We start from the raw sequence: 21090 nt of genomic DNA, 5'->3' as shown, positions 1-21090 counted from the left end.
AGACGCCCCCGACCCTCAGGTCCGCGAAGCGATGGAGAAGGCCATGGAGACGACGACGCAGCCGGCCGCGCCGGACAGCGCCCCCTACACCCCGACCGACCGCACCGTCCCCACGCGGTCCCGCGACCGCGCCGCGTACGACCGCGAGTTGGTGCACGCGATACTGGACGAGTCCTACGTCTGCCACCTCGGCTTCGTGCGCGACGGCGCCCCCGTGGTCCTGCCGACGCTGTACGGCCGGGTCGGCGAGCGTCTCTACGTACACGGCTCGACGGGGTCGCGGCCCCTGCGGATGGCGGGTTCCGCACCGGACGGCGAGGCGGACCCGGGTCTTCCGGTTTGCCTGACGGTCACCCATGTCGACGGTCTCGTCCTGGCCCGTTCGGCCTTCCACCACTCCATCAACTACCGCTCCGTGGTGGTGCACGGCATCGCGCGTCAGGTCACGGACCCCGAGGAGAAGCGCACCGCCCTGGACTCCCTGGTCGACCACGTGGTGCCGGGCCGCGCCGCCGACTCCCGCCCCGCCAACGCCAAGGAGCTCGCCGCGACCGCCGTGCTGTACCTCGACCTCGAAGAGGTGTCGGCGAAGATGCGCACGGGCGCCCCGAGCGACGAGCCGGAGGACCTGGAGCTGCCCTACTGGTCCGGTGTCGTCCCGCTCCGCAAGGGCTACGACCCCGTCATCCCGGCGGCGGACCTCGCCCCCGGCGTCGCCGTGCCCGACTATCTGCTGAAGGCCTGACGTGGTGCTGCTCGTCCACCCCTGGGACGCGCCCGCCTCCGACACCGAGTGGCGACGATGGCTGGCCCAGCACGACTTCGGGCAGCTCGCCGTGAACGGCCTGCCCGGCGAGCCGCCGCACATCCAGCCCACGCACTTCGTGTACGACGCCGACACCGGCCCGCGCGGCCGCGTCCTGCTCCACCTGGCGCGCCCGAACCCGCTGTGGGCGGCCCTGGAAGCGAACGCGCACGTCGTCCTGAGCGTGGTCGACGACTACGTCTTCGTGCCGGGTCCGTGGGGCGCCGCCCCCGAAGCCCTGCCCGAGCACGGCGTTCCGACCAGCTTCTACGCCGCCGTCCAGCTCCACTGCACGGCCCGGATCGTGGACGACCCCGCCGAGAAGGCCGAGCTCCTGAACCGCCAGGTCGGCCACTTCCAGCCCGACGGGGGCTCGGCGCGGACGGCCGTGGGCGAGGAGCCGTTCGGCCGGCTGCTCGCCGGGATCCGGGGGGGTGTGCCTCGACGTCGTCGACGTACAGGCGAAGTTCAAGTACGCCCACCACAAGCCGCTGGAGGTGCAGGACCGGATAGCGGCGGGCCTGAAGGAGCGCGGCGGCCCGCGTGACGCGGCCGCGCTGGCCCACCAGTTGGAGGGGCGCGCGGCGAAGTAGCCGGGGCCGGGCGGGAGAAGCGAAGGCGGGCGGGGCGCGGGCGGAGGCGGGGGCTCGCCCGGGCGAGGGACGGAGCTCGCGCGGGCGAGCCGGGGGCGGGGCTCGCGGGCGAGGGTGGGGCTCGCGGGGGCGCGGGCCGACGGGGCGGCCGCCAGGCGGCACGCCCCCGCGCGGCACGCCCCGTCCGCCTCCCCTATCCCGTCACGCCCCCTCCCTCTGCCCCCGCGAGGCGCCTCGTGCCTCGGCCCCGGCGAGCCCCGTGACCGCCGCCAGCATGAGCAGCGTGCCCACGACGGTCGCCGTGTTCAGTTCCTCGCCGAGCAGGGCGACGGCGATGGCGGCCGCGCTCACCGGCTCCAGAAGCATGATCACGGAGACGGTCGCGGACCGGACGACGGCGGCCCCGGCGAAGTACAGCGCGTACGCGAGAGCCGTCGGCACCGCGGCGATGTAGAACAAGCAGGCCAGCACGCGCGCGGGTTCGGCCGTGTGCGGCACGAGGCCCTCGGCGGCGGCGAGCGGCAGCAGGCACACGGACACGACGGCGAAGGCCCACATCGTCGTGTCGCCGGAGGAGTCCGTCCCGCCGTCGCGTCCCCACCACCGGGTCAGCAGCGTCATGACGGCGTACCCGGCAGCCGACACCAGGGCGAAGGCGACACCCCAGGGGCGGACCGCCGCGTCCCCGCCGCCGACGAACAGCACGACGAGTCCGGCGAGCGCGCCGCCCACCGCGCAGCCGCCCCCGAATCCGAGCCGCTCACCCAGGGCGAGTCGGGCGCCGAGCGCGATGAGAACGGGCCCCGCGCCGAGCGTGACGACGGTGCCGACGGCGAGCCCGGTGGCCTCGACGGCGGCGAAGTAGGCGGTCTGGAAGACGGCGAGGGTCACGCCGATGGCGGTGACCCGGAGCACCCGGCGGCGGAGCGGCAGCACGGCCCCGAAGCGCGCGCCCCGGCGCGGCCGCGCGACCCGTGCGCCGAGAAGGAGCAGGAACCCTCCGGCGCAGCGCCAGAAGGAGAGGGCGACGGGCCCCATGTCACTGTCCGAGAAGACCAGCGACGCGGCGGCTCCGGCGGTGCCCCAGGCGGCACCGGCGATGCCCAGGTAGAGGAGGCCGCGCCGGACAGAGAGGCGGGACACGGCAGTTGAATCGGTCGACGCGGTGGACGCGTTCGACATGCTTGACACGCTCGACACGTGGAATTCTCCGCAGAGGTTCAGGAGGAAGACCGCGTCACGGGCGCACCGGCACCCGTACAGAGAGCTGTGGGTGCGTGGGCACGCCGGGGAGGAGGCCCGGTGACGCAGGTCCTGGACTGGCGTCCGCGGGCAGCACCGCCCACCCGGCCGACGGCCGGGCGTGATCCGTGAGAGGCCCGCGCGCTAGGCGGCGGGAGGCGGAAGGACGAGCGCTCGTGCGTGCATGATCGCCACCCTAGGCGGCGCTGCCGCTCGGTGACAACTCCTCTTCGGACTCTGAGACGCGCACCGCGGAGCCCTCCTTCTTCGCGGGCGTCGCCGACTGGGCGATGAACGCGCCCACCAGGACGATGGCGCCCCCTGCGAGCTGCGGAGCCGAGAGCCGTTCGCCGAGCATGACCCAGGCGAGCACGGTCGCTATGACCGCCTCCAGGCATGCCACGACGCCCGCGACCTGCGGCGAGAGCGTGCGCACCGACACGATCCCGGTGACGTACGCGATGACGGTGGCGACGAGCACGATCCAGCCGATGAGGGTCCAGGCGGGCACCGCCGAGCCGTCCATGTCGGCGCTCCCGGCGAGCACCTGCCAGTCCATGCCCCAGGGGCGCGCGATGACGGTGAGCACGGCCGTGCCGACCAGCAGCCCGTACGCGATGACGCCGAGCGGGTCGGGTGCCGCCTCGCCCGCGTCGCTGCCCTGGTCGGACAGGACGAAGTAGCCGACCTGGCAGCAGGCGGCGCCGAGCGCGAGCAGCAGCCCGACGGTGTCGAAGCTCAGGCCCGACCACACCTCGACGACGCAGGCCAGGCCGCCCACGGCGAGGACCACGCCGAACGCCGCGGCCTTGGTGACGGGCCTGCGCTGCACGAAGCGCACCCAGCCGAGGACGAGGGCGGGCGCCAGATACTCGACGAGCAGGGCCACGCCGACGGGGATGCGGGAGATCGAGGCGAAGTAGCAGGCCTGCACACCGGCGACGGCGAGGAGCCCGAAGCCCGCGAGCAGGGCGGGGCGTTGCCGCACCAGCGTGCGGTGGCGCCAGGCGAGCGGCAGCATCACCAGGGCCGCACCGGCCACCCGCAGCCACACCACGTGCAGCGGGTCGAGGCCTGCCTCGATCAGCGGCTTGGCCGCGACGCCCGAGCCGCCGAACGCGCACGCCGAGAGGAGCGCGAGGCCGAGGCCGAGCCCCCGCCCGCGCTCGGCACGCCCCCGTGGGTTCCCCCGCGCACGGCCCGGCGGGTTCCCGTGCGACTTCTCAGACCCAAGCACCGGCACATGATGACAGGCGACGTCATGACCGTCACCCTCTTTGACCACTGTCTCAACCGGCGGACAGCGGACACCGGCGGGAGCTTCGGGCGCCCCGGCTCACCAGCCGGACTCGCACCCCGTCTCGCACCCGTTCTCGATCCGCGACAGCAGCGCGTCCACGTCCACGCCCGCGCGCCGCAGCACCTCGACGGCCCGGCACTCGGTGTCGGCGGCCAGGGCCGCGAGCAGGTCGACGCCCTCGGCCTGCGGCTGCCCGCGCAGCACGGCGCGGTCGGACGCGGCTTCCATGGCACCGGCGGCCGCGGGCGAGAGAACCGTTTCTTTGGCCGCCGCCACCAGTGGCACGGCCCCGGAGTCCTCGACGGTGCCCTGCCACTGCAGCCCGTAGCCGATGCTGCGCTGGACGAGATAGCCGAGCAGCCGCGCGATCTGCGGGCCGCCGTCGAAGACGGACCGCACACGCGGCTCCTGCTCCAGGAGCGAGTGCAGCAGATGGGCGGTGTCGACCTGCCGGTCCCCGTCGCGCACGGCCCGGCGGCGCGCGCCGGCCACCACCGAGGCCAGCGCCGCACTCAGGCTGGATTCGATGTCTGCTCGGTTCGGGCCGGGTTCGGCGCCCTGGGGGGAACGGCTTTGCACATCCCCCACCCCATCAGCCTCCAAGGGCCGAGGCATCGGCGGCGGGAAGCATTTCTCCGTCCGACACAGGTTGGGGATGGCCGAACAGGTTGTCCTCCTTACGGATGACATCTGACTGTTTCCCCTGGTGGGGCGCGCGCCGCCTTGCTTCACGCCGGGTGCGCAACCGTCACACACCGGCGCTCGTCTGTCAGAGGCATGGAAAGCAGGTGCTGGATGGTCGCCCTCCTGGCCATCGACGGCAGACAGTACGTGTACCGGGTGTACGCGCCCGCGGACGCGCTGCCCGCCGACCTGTTCTGGGACGCCTGGCACTGCCACGACGAGGGCCCCTTCCCGCGCGCCCTGGACCTCTTCGACGCGGCGGTGATACAGCGCGTGGGCTGAGCCGGGTCGCCCCGTACGAACAGGGAGCCGCCGCGCCCTACGCCGCCTCCCCCACCACCACGGTCGCGTGGAGCTCCGCGTCCCTGACCACTCCCGGCACGAGCCCCGCCGCCCCGACGGCCTCGACCGCCGACGGCACCTGCCGTTCACTCGTCTCGAACAGGAGCCGCCCGCCCGGCGCCAGCCACCGCGGCGCGTCCGCGGTCACCCGCCGCAGCACGTCGAGGCCGTCCGCACCCCCGTCGAGGGCCACCCGCGCCTCGTGCTCGCGGGCCTCGGCGGGCAGCAGGGCGACCTCGCCGGTCGGGACGTACGGGACATTCGCGAGCAGTACGTCGACACGGCCCCGGAGGCGGCCGGGCAGCGCTTCGTAGAGGTCGCCCTCGTGCACGTGCCCCAGGGCGGCGGCGACATTGCGGCGGGCGCAGGCCACGGCGGCCGGGTCGATGTCGGCGGCGTGCAGTTCGACGCCCCCGAGGGCGGCGGCGAGCGCGGCGCCGAGCGCGCCCGAGCCGCAGCACAGGTCGACGACCAGGGCGCCGGGTCCGGCGAGCGAGGCCGCCTCGCGGACCAGGAACTCGGTGCGGCGGCGCGGCACGAAGACGCCCGGGTCGACGGCGACGCGCAGCCCGGCGAACTCGGCCCACCCGACGACGTGTTCCAGCGGAAGCCCGCTCACCCGGCGCGCCACCATGGCGTCCAGCTGGTCCGGGTCGTCGGCTGCGGCGAGCAGCAGGTCCGCCTCGTCCTCCGCGAACACGCAGCCCGCGGCGCGCAGCCGTGTCACGACGGCGGAGTGGGCTGACCAGGGCATCGAGAGCCTTCCTGCGGTCCGGACAAAGAAGTCGATCCTACCCGGGCGACCAGAACTGACGGGACGTCAGTATTGATTGTTCCAAGGCCTGGGGATACGTTCCGCGACACCGTGGCTGCGCCCGGCGCAGCACCCGACGAGAAGGGGTGGTCGCATTGGCCGAAGTCAGCGCGGAGGCACACATCGAGGCACCGGCGGAGAAGGTCTGGGCCCAGCTCACGGACTTCACCTCGTACGCGCAGTGGAACTCCACGCACACCAGTTTCCCGAAGGGCGGCCCCGAGACCCTTGAGGCGGGCGGCACCTTCACGGAGAACATGAAGCTCATGGGCTTCCCGGCCGAGGTCGCCTGGACGATCGTGGAGGTGGAGACGGCCCGCGTCTTTGCGATCAAGGGCAAGGGCCCGATGGGCGTCGACGTCAGCACCCGCTACACGCTCGAAGCCGACGGCGGGGCGACGACGATCCGCGCGAACGGCGAGTTCTCCGGCGCCGCGGTGAGCCTCATGGCGGGCAAGCTCAAGGACTCGGCGACGGCGGCCATGAACGAGTCGCTCCGCAAGCTGGGAGCGCTGGTGACCTGACCTTGGCGCGCCGGGGGCGCGATGGGCATCGAGGCGCCCCGCGCAGCACGCGCGGGGCGCCTCACCAGCGGTGCGGGCGATGAGCCCGCTCCGCCTCAGTCCTCATCGGCGAGGATCAGGTACAGCTTCTTGCGGGCGTCGTTGATGACCGTGAGCGCCTTCTCGCGCTGCTCCTTGGAGCCGGTCTTCCAGACCTGGCCGAACGCCTCCATCAGGCCGAACCCGGCCTGCCGGACCTCGGTGAGCGCCTCGAAGTCGACCCCGCGCCCGGCCTCCTCCCAGGGGGCGTCGGGTCCCTCGTCCGCCGCTTCGCGGCCGGAGTCGGTGAGCGCGAACAGCTTCTTGCCGCCCTCGCTCTCGCTGGCGATCAGCCCCTCGTCCTCCAGGAGCTGGAGGGTCGGGTAGACCGAGCCGGGGCTGGGCTTCCACGCCCCGCCGCTGCGCTCGGCGATCTCCTGGATCATCTCGTAACCGTGCATCGGCCGGTCCTTCAGCAGGGCCAGGATCGAGGCCCGCACATCTCCGCGCCGCGCCCTGCCCCTGGGCCCGCCCCGACCACCGCGCCCGCCGCCCCAAGGGCCACCGAACCCGGGCCCGAACGGCCCGAACGCCGCGCGCCGCCCCTCGAACCCGCCCCGATCCTCGCGACCGGGGCCGTACGGGCCGCGCCCGCGCCCATGACCGTGCTTGTGCTCAAAACCGTGGGAACGCATATCGATCATTCCTTTCGTCGTGGCTCGCCCTCGTGGCGAGCCTTCCGCGACATCGACGATCAGTGACATCGTCGACCCGTCGCGATGCCTCAACGATATATCGGAACTGTTCGGTCGACAACCCCCGTGCCGGAATCGGACAGCGACGGCCGAGCGGCACGTCGGCTTCGAGTGGTGGCCGGGCCGGGACCGCAGACAGCCGTGGCCGTGGGTTGAGCCCCCCCCCGAGGGCGCATGAGAGGCTCATGCGCCGTGATGGATGACTTCGCGAAGGAGTACCTGCACACCGATCTCCGGGAGATGCGCGAGGCGATGCTCTGGAAGCTCGACGGGCTCGGCGAATACGACGTCCGCCGTCCCCTGACCGCGACGGGCACCAACCTTCTCGGTCTGGTCAAGCACCTGTCGGTCCTGGAGTCCCGATACTTCGGCGAGGTCTTCGACCGGCCGTTCCCCGAGCCCCTGCCCCGGTGGGACGACGACGGGGAACACGGTGCCGACATGTGGGCCACCGAGCACGAGAAGCGCGCCGAGATCGTCGACCGTTACCGTCGCGCCCTGGAGCACTCGGACGCGACGATCACTGCCCTCGCCCTCGACTCTCCCGGCCACGTGCCCTGGTGGCCACGCCCCGAAGTGAAGCTGTTCAACGTCCTGGTCCACATGCTCACCGAGACCAGCCGGCACGCGGGACACGCCGACATCCTGCGCGAACAGCTCGACGAGTCGACAGGCACGACAGCCCGGCACGCGACTCCCCACCACGACGCGACCTTCTGGCAAGCCCGGCGCGCGGAGATCGAGCGGGCCGCCAGAGCAGCTGCCACCCCACCTGATCGCACCGGCTCGTACGGCTCCACGCGTCGAGGGTCAGGGCGCGCCGGGAGCGGTGCCGGCGGTCCGGCACCGCTCCCGGATCGCCGGCGAGGCGGACGCCGTGGATCCGGGGCCGGCGGGGTGCCCCTCGCCCGAGCCTGCAGAACTCCGGCGCGGTGCTGTCGCCCTGAGGCAGGCGTCAGTTCAGGGCCAGTCACGGCGAATTGGCTTTGGCCACACGCACGATTGGCCTTCTAACGTCGTCCCATGACGACAGCACCGAGCACGCGGATCCGTATCGTCGACGCCTTCGCCGACCGCCCGTTCACGGGCAACCCCGCCGGGGTCGTCCTCCTCGACGCGTTCCGGGACGACGCCTGGCACCAGCGCGTGGCCCTGGAGGTCAATCACGCCGAGACGGCCTTCGCCCACCCCCTGCCCGCGGGCGGTGAGGCCGACTGGGCGCTGCGCTGGTTCACGCCCGCCACCGAGGTCGCCCTGTGCGGGCACGCCACGCTGGCCACGGCCCACGTCCTGCACGCCACGGGCGCCGCCACCGGCCCCGTCCGCTTCGCCACCCGCGCGGGCGTGCTCCGCGCCACCGCCCACGCCGACGGCACCGTCACCCTCGACTTCCCGACGGCCCCGCTCACCCCGGCCGAGCTGTCCGAGGCCGCGGTCGAGGCCCTGGGCGCACGGCCGCTCGCCGCGTACGACACGGGCCCGCACCTCGGCGACCTGCTGGTCGAACTGGCCGACGAGAAGGCGGTCCGCACCCTCACGCCGGACCACCGGAGCCTCGCCCGGACTTCCGAGCGCGGCGTCATCGCGACCGCGCCCGCCGAGGACCCGGGCCGGGGGTACGACTACGTCTCGCGCTGCTTCTTCCCGCGCGTCGGGATCGACGAGGACCCGGTGACGGGCAGCGCGCACACCGCGCTCGCGCCGTTCTGGAGCGGGCGCCTGGGCCGCACCGACCTGACCGGCCTGCAGGCCTCGCCCCGCTCCGGCCTCGTCCGCACCGCGATCCGCGGCGAGCGCACGCTCCTGACCGGCCGCGCGGTGACAGTCATCGAGGGCGACCTGCTGGCGTGACGGCGGCTCGCGGGCAGGACGGGCGGCGGCGCGGGCTCGTGGCAGGACCACGAGGCGCCACGCGCCCCCGCGCACCTCACGCCGTCGGCAGCCAGCCCACCTTCCCCGCGAGCAGCGCGTAGCCCACGAACGCCCCGATGTCGAGGAGGGAGTGGGCCACGACGAGCGGCCCGACCCGGCCCCACCGCCGGTACAGGTACACGAACACCACGCCCATCACCATGTTCCCGATGAACCCGCCGATGCCCTGGTACAGGTGGTACGAGCCGCGCAGCACCGAACTCCCGATCAGCGCCTTCGTCGGGCTCCAGCCCAACTGGTCCAGCCTGCGCAGCAGATACCCGACGACGATCACCTCCTCCAGGATGGAGTTCTGCAGCGCGGAGAGGACCAGGACGGGGTACTTCCACCACACGTCGGGCAGGTCCTCGGGCACCACCGTGAGGTTGAAGCCGAGCCCGCGGGCCGCCAGATAGAACGCGATGCCGGTCGAGCCGATGACGGCAGCCACCGCCGCCCCCCGCCCGAGGTCCGGCCAGGGGCGGCTCCGGTCGAAGCCGATGGCCCGCAGTCCCGAGCCCTCACGCAGCAGGAAGTGCGCGACCAGCGCGACCGGCACCAGGGCGGTCGTGATGCCGAACAGCTGCCAGGCCAGATCGAGCCACGGGCGCCCCGGCGCGGCCGACGAGTTGAGGGTCGCCGCCTGGTCCTTGAGACCACCCGGCCTCGTGACCGAGCCAACAAAGCTGATCAGCGCGGACACTCCGCTCGCACCCAGTGAGAGCGCCAGGACGAGCACCGTCTCGTCCCGCAGGATCCGCCGCGAGGGCCCCGCCTCGGGAATAGAACCGGCCATTGGCCCCGGCTCCGCTTGCACTCCTGCCTCCAGTTGAGTAATCCCGGCTCATCCCCGTCTCCGTGCCGCCAGGGTCTCGAAAGAACTTACGAACCACGTGCGCGACAGGCCGAGGGGGACGGACGCCGACCGTGGCGCGCCGTCCCCCTCATCCTCGTTCATCCTTGTTTGTTGCTTTTCATCGCTTCGTCGCAGCTTCATCGCACGGGGAGGGGAGCACCGCCATGGGACGTCACAGCTTGCCCGATGGACGCAGGACAGCGGCATCCGCCCCACGTCCACGGGGTCGTGGCGGCGCCGTCGCCCTGGTCACGGCCCTCGTCCTGGTCGTCGCCGCGCCGTGGCCCCCGCCCTGACGGAAGCCGCCACCCACGTGCGCGACCGGGACATCACCTCGGACGGCCCCTGCATGGACATCCGCGTCACCGCGCGCGAGCCGTACCGGGTCGCGGACGAGCTCCGCCGCGACGGCTCGAGAGCGGCGTACGACGTGTGGGTGCCGGACTCCCAGGTGTGGGTGCAGCGCGCAGGGACCGGCGGCAGCCAGGCGCGGGGTCCCCCGCGGGGACCATCGCCTCCTCGCCGCTCGGCGTCGGCATGCTGGGGTCGGCCGCGGAGGATCCGGGGTGGCCACGGAAGACGTACGCCTGCCCGCGCCGCAACGAGGCGCTGATCCTCTCCGAGCAGGCGTCGTTCGCGCACAACGCGGCCGCGGACGAGGAGCAGGAGCTCGACCTCTTCTACCCCGAGGACGGCTCACCGACCCTCGACTACCCCTACACGCTGATCCACGAGAACGACCTCTCCACCGACCAGAGCCGGGCAGCGCTGCGCTTCAACAGCCGTACACGCGCGAGCCCGGCGACGCGCCCTCCGACAAGGAGGTGCAGGAGGCCCTCGGCATGTGGACCATCACGGTGCAGAGCGCGCGGTTCATCACCGTGGTCGACGCGTCGGACTCGATGCGCCGGCTCGTGCCGGGGCGCGGCGAGTCCCGCGTGGACGTCACGAAGTCCGCCCTGCTGCGGGCTCTCGCGGGCTTCACGGACGACGACGAGATCGGCCTGTGGGAGTTCGCCACGCGGCTCGACGGCGCGCGCGACCACCGCGAGCTCGTGCCCACCGGGCGCCTCGGCGAGAAGACGGGTGACGGCACCCACCGCGACCGTCTCACCAAGGCGTTCGGCGCGCTCCAGCCCGTCCCCGGCGGAGCCACCGGCCTGTACGACACGACGCTGGCCGCCTACGAGAAGGCCCGCGAAGGCTACGCACCCGGCGAGTTCAACACGCTCGTCCTGCTCACCGACGGCGTCAATCAGGACCCGGGCAGCGTCTCGCGCGCCGAACTGATCTCGCGCCTGCGCTCCCTCGCCGACCCGGAAAAGCCGCTGCCGATCATCGCCATCGCGGTCGGCCCGGACGCCGACGAGCGCGAGGCCGACCGGATCGCCCGCGCCACGGGCGGCTCCGGTCACGAGGTCGACGACCCCGCCCTCCGCACCGACTACCCCAGCGGCAAGGCCGGTTCCGGCAGCCCCACCGGCCACGTGTGCACCGGCTCGCCCGTGTGCATCAGCTCGCAGTAGCGCCGCGTGGTGGCCGCGAGCGCCGCGTCCCGCTCCAGGCCGCGCTCCAGGGCCCGGTGATAGGTGACGGACTGCCAGGAGGCGCCGTTGACCCGCCTGCGACATCGCTCCTCGATCACGCCGAGGTACAGGTCCCGGTCGGCCGGCTCCACGCCCCACGCGTCGAGCCCGGCAGCCGCCAGCGGCAGCAGCTCCTCGCGTACGAGATCGACGGCGGGCACCCGCGTCGTGCCGCCGTAGCGACCGCGGCGCGGCCACTCCAGGCGGGCCTCGATGCCATAGCGGCAGGCGGTGTCGAAGTTGCGGGCCGCCGCCTCGAACGGCAGCCGCGACCACACCGGCCGCGTCTCCTCGGCGAGCGCCCGCACCACGCCGTAGTAGAAGGCGGCGTTGGCGATCACATCGGTCACCGTGGGCCCCGCGGGCAGCACCCGGTTCTCCACGCGCAGGTGCGGTACGCCGTCGGCGATGCCGTACACCGGCCGGTTCCAGCGGTACACCGTGCCGTTGTGCAGGGCGAGTTCCGCCAGCTGCGGCACCCCGCCGGCGTCGAGGACGCGCAGCGGGTCCTCTTCCTCGCACAGCGGGATCAGGGCCGGGAAGTAGCGCAGGTTCTCCTCGAAGAGCTCGTACGCGCTCGAGATCCAGCGCTCGCCGAACCAGGTGCGCGGCCGCACCCCCTGTGCCTGGAGCTCGGGCGGCCGGGTGTCGGTGGACTGCAGGAACAGCGGCGGCCGCGACTCGCTCCACAGCTCGCGGCCGAACAGGAACGGCGCGTTGGCGCCCACCGCGACCTGCGCGGCGGCGACGGACTGCGCCGCGTTCCACACGTCGGCGAACTTCCCCGGCGTGACCTGGAGGTGCAGCTGCACCGACGTGCAGGCCGCCTCCGGCGCGATCGAAGCGGACGTGCACGTCAACCGCTCCACGCCCTCGATGTCCAGCGCGAAGCTCTCGCCGCGCGCCGCCACGATCTGGTCGTTGAGCAGGACGTAGCGGTCCACGTCGGAAAGGTTCGCGGAGACCAGGTCCTGGCGCGACAGCGTCGGCAGAATGCCGATCATCACGATGCCCGCGTCCACCTCGTTCGCTTTCCGGTGAGCATAGGCGAGGCCGGTGCGCAGCTCTTCGGCGAGGCGGTCGAGAACACGGCCGCCCAACCGGTGCGGGGCAATGTTCACTTCCAGATTGAACATTCCGAGCTCGGTCTGGAAATCGCGACTCGCGATGCGCTCGAGAACTTCCGCATTCATCATTCTCGGCATGCCGTCGGGTCCCGCCAGATTCAGCTCTATCTCCAGGCCCATCAGATTCTTGGGCCGGTCGAACCGCTGCTCCTCGAGGAGCCGGGCCAGCGCCGCGAGGCACTGCCGGAGCTTGATCCGGTACTGGTGACGATCGGACAGGTCGAACGTTCCTGCCACGACCTTCTCGCCCATCGACGCGTCCCTCCTCGGAGCGGCCGCCGACGTCCCGGCCGCTGTGTACGGGGGATGATGCCCAGCCGATGTGATCCATAACGCCCCGCGGCGGACCATGGACAAGTACCCTTGAGCGAGTTGCGGCGCGGCACATTCACCAGGCATGACGAAGTGCGCAGTTTCCGGCCCTCGCGTGATGGTGAGAAAACCAACGAGAATCGGCCGACCGCGGCCACGGGAAGTACCGAGGTCATCGCTCGGGAAGCGATCCAGAATCGGGAGAAAAGCCCCAGCAGTCCGACCGGATAGCGACTTGTCCGCGATATTCGGAACGGCTAGGCGAAACAATCCCTGAACACCCGTCGTATAAACTCCGCGGTTGAGGCAGAGAGTTGGCGCTCGCGGTCCCCCTGCCCCCGCCCCTCTGGCCCAGAGCTGACAGCGACGTCCGCACCTGCCCCCGCTCCACTGTGCCTGTCGAATGAGAGAGGCGACTCACCATGCCCCTGCATGTCCCCCCGGCTCCCGCGCCCGCCCTGCGCAGCGTCCTCGCGGCCCTCGGTTCCCCGACCGCCGTCCGCGGGGCCCGCACCCCGGTCCTGCGCGCCACCCAGGGCCCCACGAGTGCGGAACTGCCGCTCCCGGTCCACGAGCTGGACCACGTCACGGCGACGGGCACGTCCCCGACCAAGCTCACCGGGTGGCGCTTCCTGATCCGTTGCGGCGAGCGCGCGGTCGCCGCGGCCGACACGATGCTCACGCCGGACGGCTGGGCCTTCTCGCACTTCTGCGAGGGCCCGTACATCGCCTCGGCGGAGCGGGCCCTGCGGCACGCGGAGGCCATGCCGAAGTCCTACCAGCCCCGGCTGCTCTCCGTGCCCGGGCTGTACATGCTCACGCTGTGGCTGCACGCCGACTGCGCGGACGACGGCGCGAGCGGCCCGCTCGCCCCCACGGACCTCCTGGTGCCGCTCGCCCCGGCGCCCCCCGGCATCGCGGCCCACCGCCCGCACCGCGCCGCCGACCTGCTGCCCGTCCTCACCCACCGCCTGACCCCGGCGCCGCTCCTGAGCTCGCCCGCCTGAGGCCGCCGCCCCGAGTCCCACCGTGCCCCGCCGCCCCGCCCCGGCCGCGGGGCACGGCTGTGAGCTGCCCGGTTGCCGCGGGTCAGCGCCTCGTCACCCCCCGTCCCGACCCGCCCAACCGGACTAGCCCACTTCGACTATCACGAACCACCCGAAGAGACAGGGGAGTTGGGCTGAACCGTCCGGGCGGGTGATACGTCATTAAGCAGTAGGAACCGCTGCAGCAAAATCCCTGCGGAATCACGGCCGTGGGGCAACACTGGACCGGACCGACAAAAAACGGGGGGCGGCGATGAACACCGCATCGAGCCGCAAGACAGACGTCACAACCATCACCACGCAGCGAAAGAACCCTTCCATGTGCCAGCACCAGCCAGCGTGCCCGACAGCCGAATCCGCCGACCGGGAAGCCGCGTTCCTCGTGGCACACCACCCGGAGCAGGGATGGAGTCTGCTGTGCAACGGCGTCCTGCTCTTCGAGGACACCGGTGAGCTGCTGCCGAACGGGGAGATCATCGCCCCGCATCGACCGCTGGGCACCAGCCAGGTGATGACGGCCGCCTGAGCCGTCCACCACGTACACCAAGGGCCGGCCCGGACTTCCGTCCGAACCGGCCCTGACTCATGTGCGACCGCGGGTCCGTCGGCACCGCGCGCACGGCGTCGACGGCACACGCGGCGCCGCGGTATCAGTCCTCGTACGCATCCAGCGGCGGGCAGGAGCAGACCAGGTTCCGGTCGCCGTACGCCTGGTCGATACGGCGCACCGGCGGCCAGTACTTGTCCGCTGCCACCACTCCGGCCGGGAAGACGGCCTCCTCGCGGGTGTAGCCGTGCTCCCAGTCGCCGCCGAGCGCGGCGGCGGTGTGCGGGGCGTTGCGCAGCGGGTTGTCGGCGGCGTTCCACTCGCCGCTCGCGACCTTCTCGATCTCACCCCGAATGGCGATCATCGCCGCGCAGAACCGGTCCAGCTCGTCCAGGTCCTCGCTCTCCGTCGGCTCGATCATCAGCGTGCCGGCGACCGGGAAGGACATGGTCGGCGCGTGGAAGCCGTAGTCGATGAGCCGCTTGGCGATGTCGTCGACGCTGACGCCCGTGGACTTGCTCAGCGGACGCAGATCGACGATGCACTCGTGCGCGACGAGCCCGCCGGGACCGGTGTAGAGCACCGGGAAGTGCGGCTCCAGGCGCTTGGCGATGTAGTTCGCCGAGAGCACGGCGACCTGCGTGGCGCGCTTGAGGCCCTCGCCGCCCATGAGACGCACGTACGCCCAGGAGATCGGCAGGATCCCGGCCGAGCCCCAGGGGGCCGCGGAGATCGGGCCGACGCCCGTCTCAGGGCCCGCGGCGGGCTGCAGCGGGTGGTTGGGCAGGTACGGGGCCAGGTGCTCGCGCACGGCCACCGGACCGACGCCGGGGCCGCCGCCGCCGTGCGGGATGCAGAACGTCTTGTGCAGGTTCAGGTGCGAGACGTCGCCGCCGAAGTGGCCGGGCTTGGCGAGGCCCACCAGGGCGTTGAGGTTGGCGCCGTCGACGTAGACCTGGCCGCCCGCGTCGTGCACCTGCGCGCAGATGTCGGCGACGTGCTCCTCGAAGACGCCGTGCGTCGACGGGTAGGTGATCATCAGGACGGCGAGCTGGTCGCGGTGCTGCTCGATCTTGGCCCGCAGGTCCTCGACGTCGATCTCGCCGTCGTCCGCGGTCTTCACGACGACGACCTTCATCCCGGCCATCACGGCGCTCGCGGCGTTGGTGCCGTGCGCGGAGGACGGGATCAGGCAGACGGTCCGCTGGTCGTCGCCGTTGGCGCGGTGGTAGCCGCGGACCGCGAGCAGTCCGGCGAGCTCGCCCTGGGAACCGGCGTTGGGCTGCAGCGACACCTTGTCGTACCCGGTGACCTCGGCGAGCCGCTCCTCCAGCTCCCGGATCAGCGTCAGGTAGCCCTGCGCCTGCTGGGCGGGCGCGAAGGGGTGCAGCTGGCCGAACTCCGGCCAGGTGACCGGCTCCATCTCCGTGGTGGCGTTGAGCTTCATGGTGCAGGAGCCCAGCGGGATCATGCCGCGGTCGAGCGCGTAGTCCCGGTCGGCGAGGCGGCGCAGGTAGCGCAGCATCGCGGTCTCGGAGCGGTACTGGTGGAACACGGGGTGCGTGAGGAAGTCGTCGGAGCGCAGCAGTCCGGCGGGCAGACTGTCCGCGACGGACGCGTCGAGCGCCTCGACGTCGGCCTCGACGCCGAACGCGGTCCAGATCGCGGAAAGCTGCGTCCGCGTCGTGGTCTCGTCGCACGCGAAGGACACCTGGTCGGCGTCCACGAGGTGGATGTTCACGCCGCCCTCGCGGGCCGCGGTCACGACGTCGGCGGCCTTGCCCGGCACGCGGACGGTCAGCGTGTCGAAGTACGCCTCGTGCACGACCTCGACGCCCCCGGCCTTGAGGCCCGCGGCGAGGATCGTCGCGTACCGGTGGGTGCGCCGCGCGATCGCCTTGAGGCCCTCGGGCCCGTGGTAGACGGCGTACATCCCGGCCATGACGGCGAGCAGCACCTGGGCCGTACAGATGTTGCTGGTCGCCTTCTCGCGGCGGATGTGCTGCTCACGGGTCTGCAGCGCGAGCCGGTAGGCCTTGTTGCCGTCGGCGTCGACGGACACGCCCACGAGGCGGCCCGGGAGGCTGCGGGCGAACTTCTCGCGCACCGCCATGTAGCCGGCGTGCGGGCCGCCGAAGCCCATCGGGACGCCGAAGCGCTGGGTGGTCCCGACGGCGATGTCCGCGCCGAGCTCGCCGGGCGAGGTGAGCAGCGTGAGCGCCAGCAGGTCGGCGGCCACAGAAACGATTGCTCCCAGGTCGTGGGCCTGGTCGATGAGCGCCTTGATGTCCCGTACGGCACCGGAGGCGCCCGGGTACTGGATCAGCACGCCGACCACGCCGCGCTCGGCGACATCGGCCGGAATGCCGTCCGTCAGGTCCGCGACGACGACCTCGACGCCGGTCGGCTCGGCCCGGGTCCGGATCACGGCGACGGTCTGCGGCAGCACGTCGGCGTCGACGAGGAAGACGCCGTTCTTGACCTTGCCCAGGCGCCGGGAGAGCGCCATGGCCTCGGCGGCGGCGGTGCCCTCGTCGAGCAGGGAGGCGCCGGAGGTGGGCAGTCCGGTCAGGTCGGCGACGACGGTCTGGAAGTTGAGCAGCGCCTCCAGACGGCCCTGCGAGATCTCCGGCTGGTAGGGCGTGTACGCCGTGTACCACGCCGGGTTCTCCATCACGTTCCGCAGGATGACCGGCGGCGTGAACGTGCCGTAGTAGCCGAGCCCGATCATCGAGTCGAGCACCTGGTTGCGGTCGGCGAGGGAACGCAGCTCGGCCAGGACCTCGGCCTCGGTCCGCGCGCCGGGCAGCTCGAGGGCCTCGGCGTTCTTGATCACATCCGGCACCGCGGCGGCCGTCAGCTCGTCGAGCGAGCCATACCCGACCTGGGCGAGCATCTTGGCGCGGGCTTCTGCATCGGGTCCGATGTGCCGCTGTTCGAAGGGGATTCCCTGCTCCAGCTGCGAGAGCGGAGTACGAGGAGTGGCGGTCATTGCGGAGGCCTCCTGGTCTGACACGACCTGCGAGGGGCACCACGGCGCGGGTACCCGGACGGCCTCCCCCTCTGTCATCTCAACCTGAGAGCTTCACAGCACCGCCCGAGGGCAGCGCTGCTTTCACCGTCGGTGAGGAAGGGTTCCGAACGTGCCCGCCCGACGCCCGCCCTGCTTTCCAGAGTGACCTCGTCCGTGCGGTACATGGGCCTGAGAGATTCCGGGGAGGAGTTGCTCCTTCGGCGCCTCCGGTGCTGCCACCGAAGAGCTCTCCCGCACGGGGTCAACAGCCACTTGTCAGCCTACCAGCGAGGACCGCGACCGATCCCTCGAGTGGCCGCCCGCCTCGATGTGCTCTTTCGTAGTGGTGACGAGCGAATTCTGGACGAGCACGTGAGAGTACGTACGAGTGCGGACGAGCTGGCACAAGCACGCACAAGCAGGTACGAGCACGCACGACTCGCGACCAGTTGGAGGGCCCGTGCAGACCGACATCGATCCGCGCAACCTGATCGGCCGCAAAGCGTTCGACCGCGACGGGGCCAAGATCGGCACAGTCGACGAGGTCTATCTCGACGATGCCACCGGTGCGCCGGAGTGGGCGGCCATACGGACGGGGCTGTTCAGCAGGGATGCCTTCGTCCCCCTCGAACCCAGCGAGCTGGTCAACGACGGCACCCTCCGGGTCCCCTTCGAACGCTCCCTGATCAAGGACGCCCCGGACTTCGGCGTCGGCCGCCACCTGTCCCCGGAGCAGGAACTCCAGCTCTACCGCCACTACGGCCTGGACCTGGCCCCGCCGCCGCCCCCACCGGACGCGGACTTCGGTCAGACGTCCACGTAGCCGAGGGGGTCTGTGCGGGCCCAGGGCGGCTGCGTGGGCCGGGGGCGGTTGCGCAGGCCGAGGCGGCTGGGCCCGGGGGCGTCCATGGAGCCGAGGGCTTGGAGACTCGGTCAGCGGCTCAGCCGGGCCCTTCCCGGCCAAACCCGGCCCGGCTCGGTCCAGCCCGGCCCGGCTCGGTCCAGCCCGGCCCGGCTCGGCTCAGCTCGGCCCGGCTGGGCGCCGTCCGTGGCTTGCCCCCTCCGCAGGTCGTGGGGTCACGCAGGCCGTGGGGGCTCACACCGACCGTGAATCCACACAGGTCGCGGCCAGGGCGGACGCCTCCACGCCCTCCACGCCCTCCGCCACCTCCGCCACCTCCGCCACCAACGGCAACGGATCCGACGGCTCCAGGTCCGGATCATCCGTCCGGAACGTCCGCACCCGCCCCGGCGCCGACCCCGGCGTCTCGAACCGCACCGTCACCCGCCCCAGACCGCTCCCCTGCACCCACCCCGCCCCGTGCACCGCATGCCGCACGTCGTGCCCGGCCGACCACCTGCGGTCGGCCAACGACGCGGACTCCCCGCCCCCGCTCTCACCGCCACCAGGCACCCCGCCGAGCCCGCCACCACCAGACTCACCCCCGCCCCCGGCGCCCTCGCGCCCGCCCCCGTCCAGCGCCCCGACCTCAGCCCCGTCCCCGCCCTCATCCACGGCCCCCTGCCAGGCGCCCGCCTCACCCCCCACCTCACCCTGAGCACCCGCCTCGCCCGCACTGCCCCCCGCGCCCGCCCCATCCGCATCGGCCTGCGCCTGGGCTTGGGCTTGGGCGAACAGATCCTCCTGCGTGTAGTCCGCAAGACCGCTCACCCCGACCCCCAGCAAGCGCACCCCACCCGTCGTGTCCACGGACTCAAGGAGCCGCGCCGCCGCCTCCCGCACCACGCCGGGGTCGTCCGTGGGTCCGCGCAGCGTCTCGGAGCGCGTCAGGGTGGAGAAGTCGAAGCGCCGCACCTTCAGCACGATGGTCCGCCCGGAGTGCCCCGCCTCCCGCAGCCGCCGCACGCACCGGTCGGCGAGCCGCGCCACCTCCGTCCGGACCCGCACCCGGTCGTGGATGTCCACGTCGTAGGTGTCCTCGACGCTGACCGACTTGGTGTCCCGCTCGGCCACCACGGGCCGCTCGTCCCGCGCCAGCGCCATGGCGTACAGCGACCCGCCGTGCGCCTTCCCCAGGAGCCGTACGAGCTCGTCCTCCCCGGCCTCGGCCAGCTCCCCGACGGTGGTGATCCCAGCCCGTCGCAGGTGGTCGCCGGTCGCGGGCCCGACCCCCGGCAGTGTCCGCACGGTCATGGGCGCGAGCAGTTCCCGCTCCGTGCCCGGCGATATCAGCACCAGCCCGTCCGGCTTGGCCTGCTCGGAGGCGATCTTCGCCAGCATCTTGGAGGCGGCCAGCCCCACGGACCCCGTCAGTCCCGTGACCCGTAGGATGTCCGCCCGCAGCCGCTCCCCCACGGCCCGCGCGGCCGCCTCGTCCGCCGCGACGCCGCCGGCCTCCAGGTCCACGAAGGCCTCGTCCAGGCTCAGCGGCTCCACCAGCGGCGACAGCTCCCGCAGGAGCCGCATCACCTGGTCGCTGATCGCCCGGTAGAACGAGAACCGGGGCACGAGGTACGCGGCGTTCGGCGCGAGCCGCCGCGCCTGTCCCATGGGCATCGCCGAGTGCACCCCGAACCGACGCGCCTCGTAGGAGGCGGTGGCGACCACACCGCGCGGTCCGAGCCCGCCGACGACGACAGCCTTGCCCCGCAGGCTCGGTTTTGCGGCCTGCTCGGCGGACGCGTAGAAGGCGTCCATGTCGAGATGCAGAATCGTCGGCGCGGTCCTCACATCTCCGATGCTGCCCTACGCCACTGACAATGCCCCTGAGCCACCGGGCACGACCGCCCCGCCAGGACCATCGCCGACCTGCCGCAGGCCACCGCCGACCACCTCAGACGGCCCGGTTGCGCCGCCTGGCGAGCTCGTCCCCGGGGTGGTGCCCCACCAGGGTCTCCCCGGTGTCGACGCGCTCTCCGTGGAGCTGCGAAAGCGCGGTCTCCACATCGCGCCACACGACGCCCACGGCGATCCCGAAGACGCCCTGTCCACCCTGGAGCAGATCGTGCACCTCGCTGGGCGAGGTGCATTCGTAGACCGTCGCTCCGTCGCTCATCAGCGTCGTGCGCTCCAGGTCCCGGAATCCGCTGTCACGCAGGTGCTGGACCGTGGTGCGGATGTTCTGCAACGACACCCCGGTGTCGAGGAACCGCTTCACGATCTTCAGTACGACCACGTCACGGAAGCTGTAGAGCCGCTGGGTCCCGGAGCCACCGGCCGCGCGCACACTGGGCTCCACAAGCCCGGTCCGCGCCCAGTAGTCCAACTGGCGGTACGTGATGCCCGCGGCGGCGCACGCCGTGGGACCCCGATATCCGACCCGGTCCTGCGCGGGGCTCTCCCCCTGACCTTCCGGTCCGGAGGTGCCGCCGGGCACTGCTACCGGGCGTTTCGGAGAGTGATCGGCCGAGCTGCTGTGATGCGGGTACGGACCGCCCACCGCTGTGCCGTCGCCGCTGCTTCTCACGCCGACCTCCGTCCTTGACCTGCCTCCTCGACGGTAGGCAGTCACCAGGGGCTCGTCAACGAACGCCACACTCGGCACGCCGGGTGATAATCACCCTGCGAGTGGTTTCCCCTCCCACACTGCGGGGAAAGGCTAGCCGAATGATCCGGGGACGGCCTCCCGGAGGGGTCCTACGGGTGAGGGACGA

The 21090-nt window shown here is 72.3% G+C and carries 17 protein-coding genes, 3 pseudogenes and 1 riboswitch; of the genes and pseudogenes, 10 read left to right on the top strand and 10 right to left on the bottom strand.

The window, feature by feature from the left end; translation table 11 throughout:
- The first annotated feature begins 43 nt into the window (after nt 1-43).
- Both QUY26_RS34420 and QUY26_RS34415 read left to right on the top strand, forming a co-directional pair.
- Entirely contained in the window at nt 44-745 is a 702-nt protein-coding gene (locus tag QUY26_RS34420) for a pyridoxamine 5'-phosphate oxidase family protein (RefSeq protein ID WP_289953623.1), read from the top strand.
- A gap of 7 nt (nt 746-752) precedes the next feature.
- Nucleotides 753-1398: pseudogene (locus QUY26_RS34415) on the top strand (FMN-binding negative transcriptional regulator).
- Nucleotides 1399-1599: 201 nt separating this feature from the next.
- Here QUY26_RS34415 and QUY26_RS34410 read toward each other — a convergent pair.
- The 3 genes from QUY26_RS34410 to QUY26_RS34400 form a co-directional block, all read right to left on the bottom strand.
- The gene (locus tag QUY26_RS34410; protein WP_289953622.1) at nt 1600-2580 is read right to left on the bottom strand and encodes a DMT family transporter; all 981 of its coding nucleotides are present in this window, start codon (nt 2578-2580) and stop codon (nt 1600-1602) included.
- A 256-nt stretch (nt 2581-2836) separates the two neighbouring features.
- Entirely contained in the window at nt 2837-3877 is a 1041-nt protein-coding gene (locus QUY26_RS34405) for an EamA family transporter (RefSeq protein WP_289953621.1), read from the bottom strand.
- A gap of 99 nt (nt 3878-3976) precedes the next feature.
- Nucleotides 3977-4519 carry a Clp protease N-terminal domain-containing protein gene (locus QUY26_RS34400; RefSeq protein WP_289953620.1) on the bottom strand — a complete coding sequence of 181 codons (543 nt, stop codon included), beginning with the start codon at nt 4517-4519 and terminating at the stop codon, nt 3977-3979.
- A gap of 198 nt (nt 4520-4717) precedes the next feature.
- On the opposite strand from QUY26_RS34400, the gene QUY26_RS34395 reads away from it, so the two are divergent.
- On the top strand, nt 4718-4906 hold the full coding sequence (locus QUY26_RS34395) for a hypothetical protein (protein WP_289953619.1): 189 nt from the start codon (nt 4718-4720) through the stop codon (nt 4904-4906).
- A gap of 37 nt (nt 4907-4943) precedes the next feature.
- On the opposite strand, the gene QUY26_RS34390 is transcribed toward QUY26_RS34395, so the two are convergent.
- Nucleotides 4944-5720 carry a putative protein N(5)-glutamine methyltransferase gene (locus tag QUY26_RS34390; protein WP_289953618.1) on the bottom strand — a complete coding sequence of 259 codons (777 nt, stop codon included), beginning with the start codon at nt 5718-5720 and terminating at the stop codon, nt 4944-4946.
- A gap of 155 nt (nt 5721-5875) precedes the next feature.
- Between QUY26_RS34390 and QUY26_RS34385 the strand changes: the two genes are divergently transcribed.
- Complete coding sequence (locus QUY26_RS34385) at nt 5876-6304, top strand: type II toxin-antitoxin system Rv0910 family toxin (protein ID WP_289953617.1); 429 nt, start codon at nt 5876-5878, stop codon at nt 6302-6304.
- A gap of 95 nt (nt 6305-6399) precedes the next feature.
- On the opposite strand, the gene QUY26_RS34380 is transcribed toward QUY26_RS34385, so the two are convergent.
- Nucleotides 6400-7017: a PadR family transcriptional regulator gene (locus tag QUY26_RS34380; protein ID WP_289953616.1), complete on the bottom strand. Its 618-nt coding sequence runs from the start codon at nt 7015-7017 to the stop codon at nt 6400-6402.
- A 252-nt stretch (nt 7018-7269) separates the two neighbouring features.
- Between QUY26_RS34380 and QUY26_RS34375 the strand changes: the two are divergent.
- Nucleotides 7270-7845 (top strand): annotated as a pseudogene (locus QUY26_RS34375) (DinB family protein); the annotation flags it as partial.
- A gap of 255 nt (nt 7846-8100) precedes the next feature.
- A complete protein-coding gene (locus tag QUY26_RS34370) occupies nt 8101-8928 on the top strand; it encodes a PhzF family phenazine biosynthesis protein (RefSeq protein WP_289953615.1) in 828 nt (275 codons plus the stop codon).
- A 76-nt stretch (nt 8929-9004) separates the two neighbouring features.
- On the opposite strand, the gene QUY26_RS34365 is transcribed toward QUY26_RS34370, so the two are convergent.
- Complete coding sequence (locus QUY26_RS34365) at nt 9005-9805, bottom strand: CPBP family intramembrane glutamic endopeptidase (RefSeq protein WP_436840452.1); 801 nt, start codon at nt 9803-9805, stop codon at nt 9005-9007.
- A 630-nt stretch (nt 9806-10435) separates the two neighbouring features.
- Between QUY26_RS34365 and QUY26_RS34360 the strand changes: the two are divergent.
- Nucleotides 10436-11370 (top strand): annotated as a pseudogene (locus tag QUY26_RS34360) (hypothetical protein); the annotation flags it as partial.
- Here QUY26_RS34360 and QUY26_RS34355 read toward each other — a convergent pair.
- A complete protein-coding gene (locus tag QUY26_RS34355) occupies nt 11289-12809 on the bottom strand; it encodes a glutamate--cysteine ligase (protein WP_289953613.1) in 1521 nt (506 codons plus the stop codon). The pseudogene QUY26_RS34360 and the gene QUY26_RS34355 sit on opposite strands and share 82 nt — an antisense overlap.
- Before the next feature lie 482 nt (nt 12810-13291).
- Here QUY26_RS34355 and QUY26_RS34350 point away from each other — a divergent pair, with 482 nt between their 5' ends.
- Both QUY26_RS34350 and QUY26_RS34345 read left to right on the top strand, forming a co-directional pair.
- Nucleotides 13292-13876: a hypothetical protein gene (locus QUY26_RS34350; protein WP_289953612.1), complete on the top strand. Its 585-nt coding sequence runs from the start codon at nt 13292-13294 to the stop codon at nt 13874-13876.
- A gap of 358 nt (nt 13877-14234) precedes the next feature.
- The gene (locus QUY26_RS34345) at nt 14235-14441 is read left to right on the top strand and encodes a DUF5999 family protein (protein ID WP_289956279.1); all 207 of its coding nucleotides are present in this window, start codon (nt 14235-14237) and stop codon (nt 14439-14441) included.
- Nucleotides 14442-14565: 124 nt separating this feature from the next.
- On the opposite strand, the gene gcvP is transcribed toward QUY26_RS34345, so the two are convergent.
- Nucleotides 14566-17454 (bottom strand): aminomethyl-transferring glycine dehydrogenase, encoded by a 2889-nt coding sequence (gene gcvP, locus QUY26_RS34340; protein WP_289953611.1) that lies wholly within the window; start codon nt 17452-17454, stop codon nt 14566-14568.
- 188 nt (nt 17455-17642) lie between these two features.
- Nucleotides 17643-17740, bottom strand: a riboswitch (glycine riboswitch).
- A gap of 195 nt (nt 17741-17935) precedes the next feature.
- Here gcvP and QUY26_RS34335 point away from each other — a divergent pair.
- Nucleotides 17936-18298 (top strand): PRC-barrel domain-containing protein, encoded by a 363-nt coding sequence (locus QUY26_RS34335; protein ID WP_289953610.1) that lies wholly within the window; start codon nt 17936-17938, stop codon nt 18296-18298.
- 273 nt (nt 18299-18571) lie between these two features.
- On the opposite strand, the gene QUY26_RS34330 is transcribed toward QUY26_RS34335, so the two are convergent.
- Together QUY26_RS34330 and QUY26_RS34325 are read right to left on the bottom strand one after the other, a co-directional pair.
- Complete coding sequence (locus QUY26_RS34330; protein WP_289953609.1) at nt 18572-20167, bottom strand: DNA polymerase IV; 1596 nt, start codon at nt 20165-20167, stop codon at nt 18572-18574.
- Between the two features lie 103 nt (nt 20168-20270).
- Nucleotides 20271-20903: a MerR family transcriptional regulator gene (locus QUY26_RS34325; protein ID WP_289953608.1), complete on the bottom strand. Its 633-nt coding sequence runs from the start codon at nt 20901-20903 to the stop codon at nt 20271-20273.
- Nucleotides 20904-21090 lie beyond the last annotated feature (187 nt).

Origin of the sequence: Streptomyces flavofungini (assembly GCF_030388665.1) — a bacterium.
In the GTDB taxonomy this organism is placed as follows: Bacteria; Actinomycetota; Actinomycetes; order Streptomycetales; family Streptomycetaceae; genus Streptomyces; species Streptomyces flavofungini_A.
This window is presented reverse-complemented; position numbering and strand designations above follow the sequence as displayed.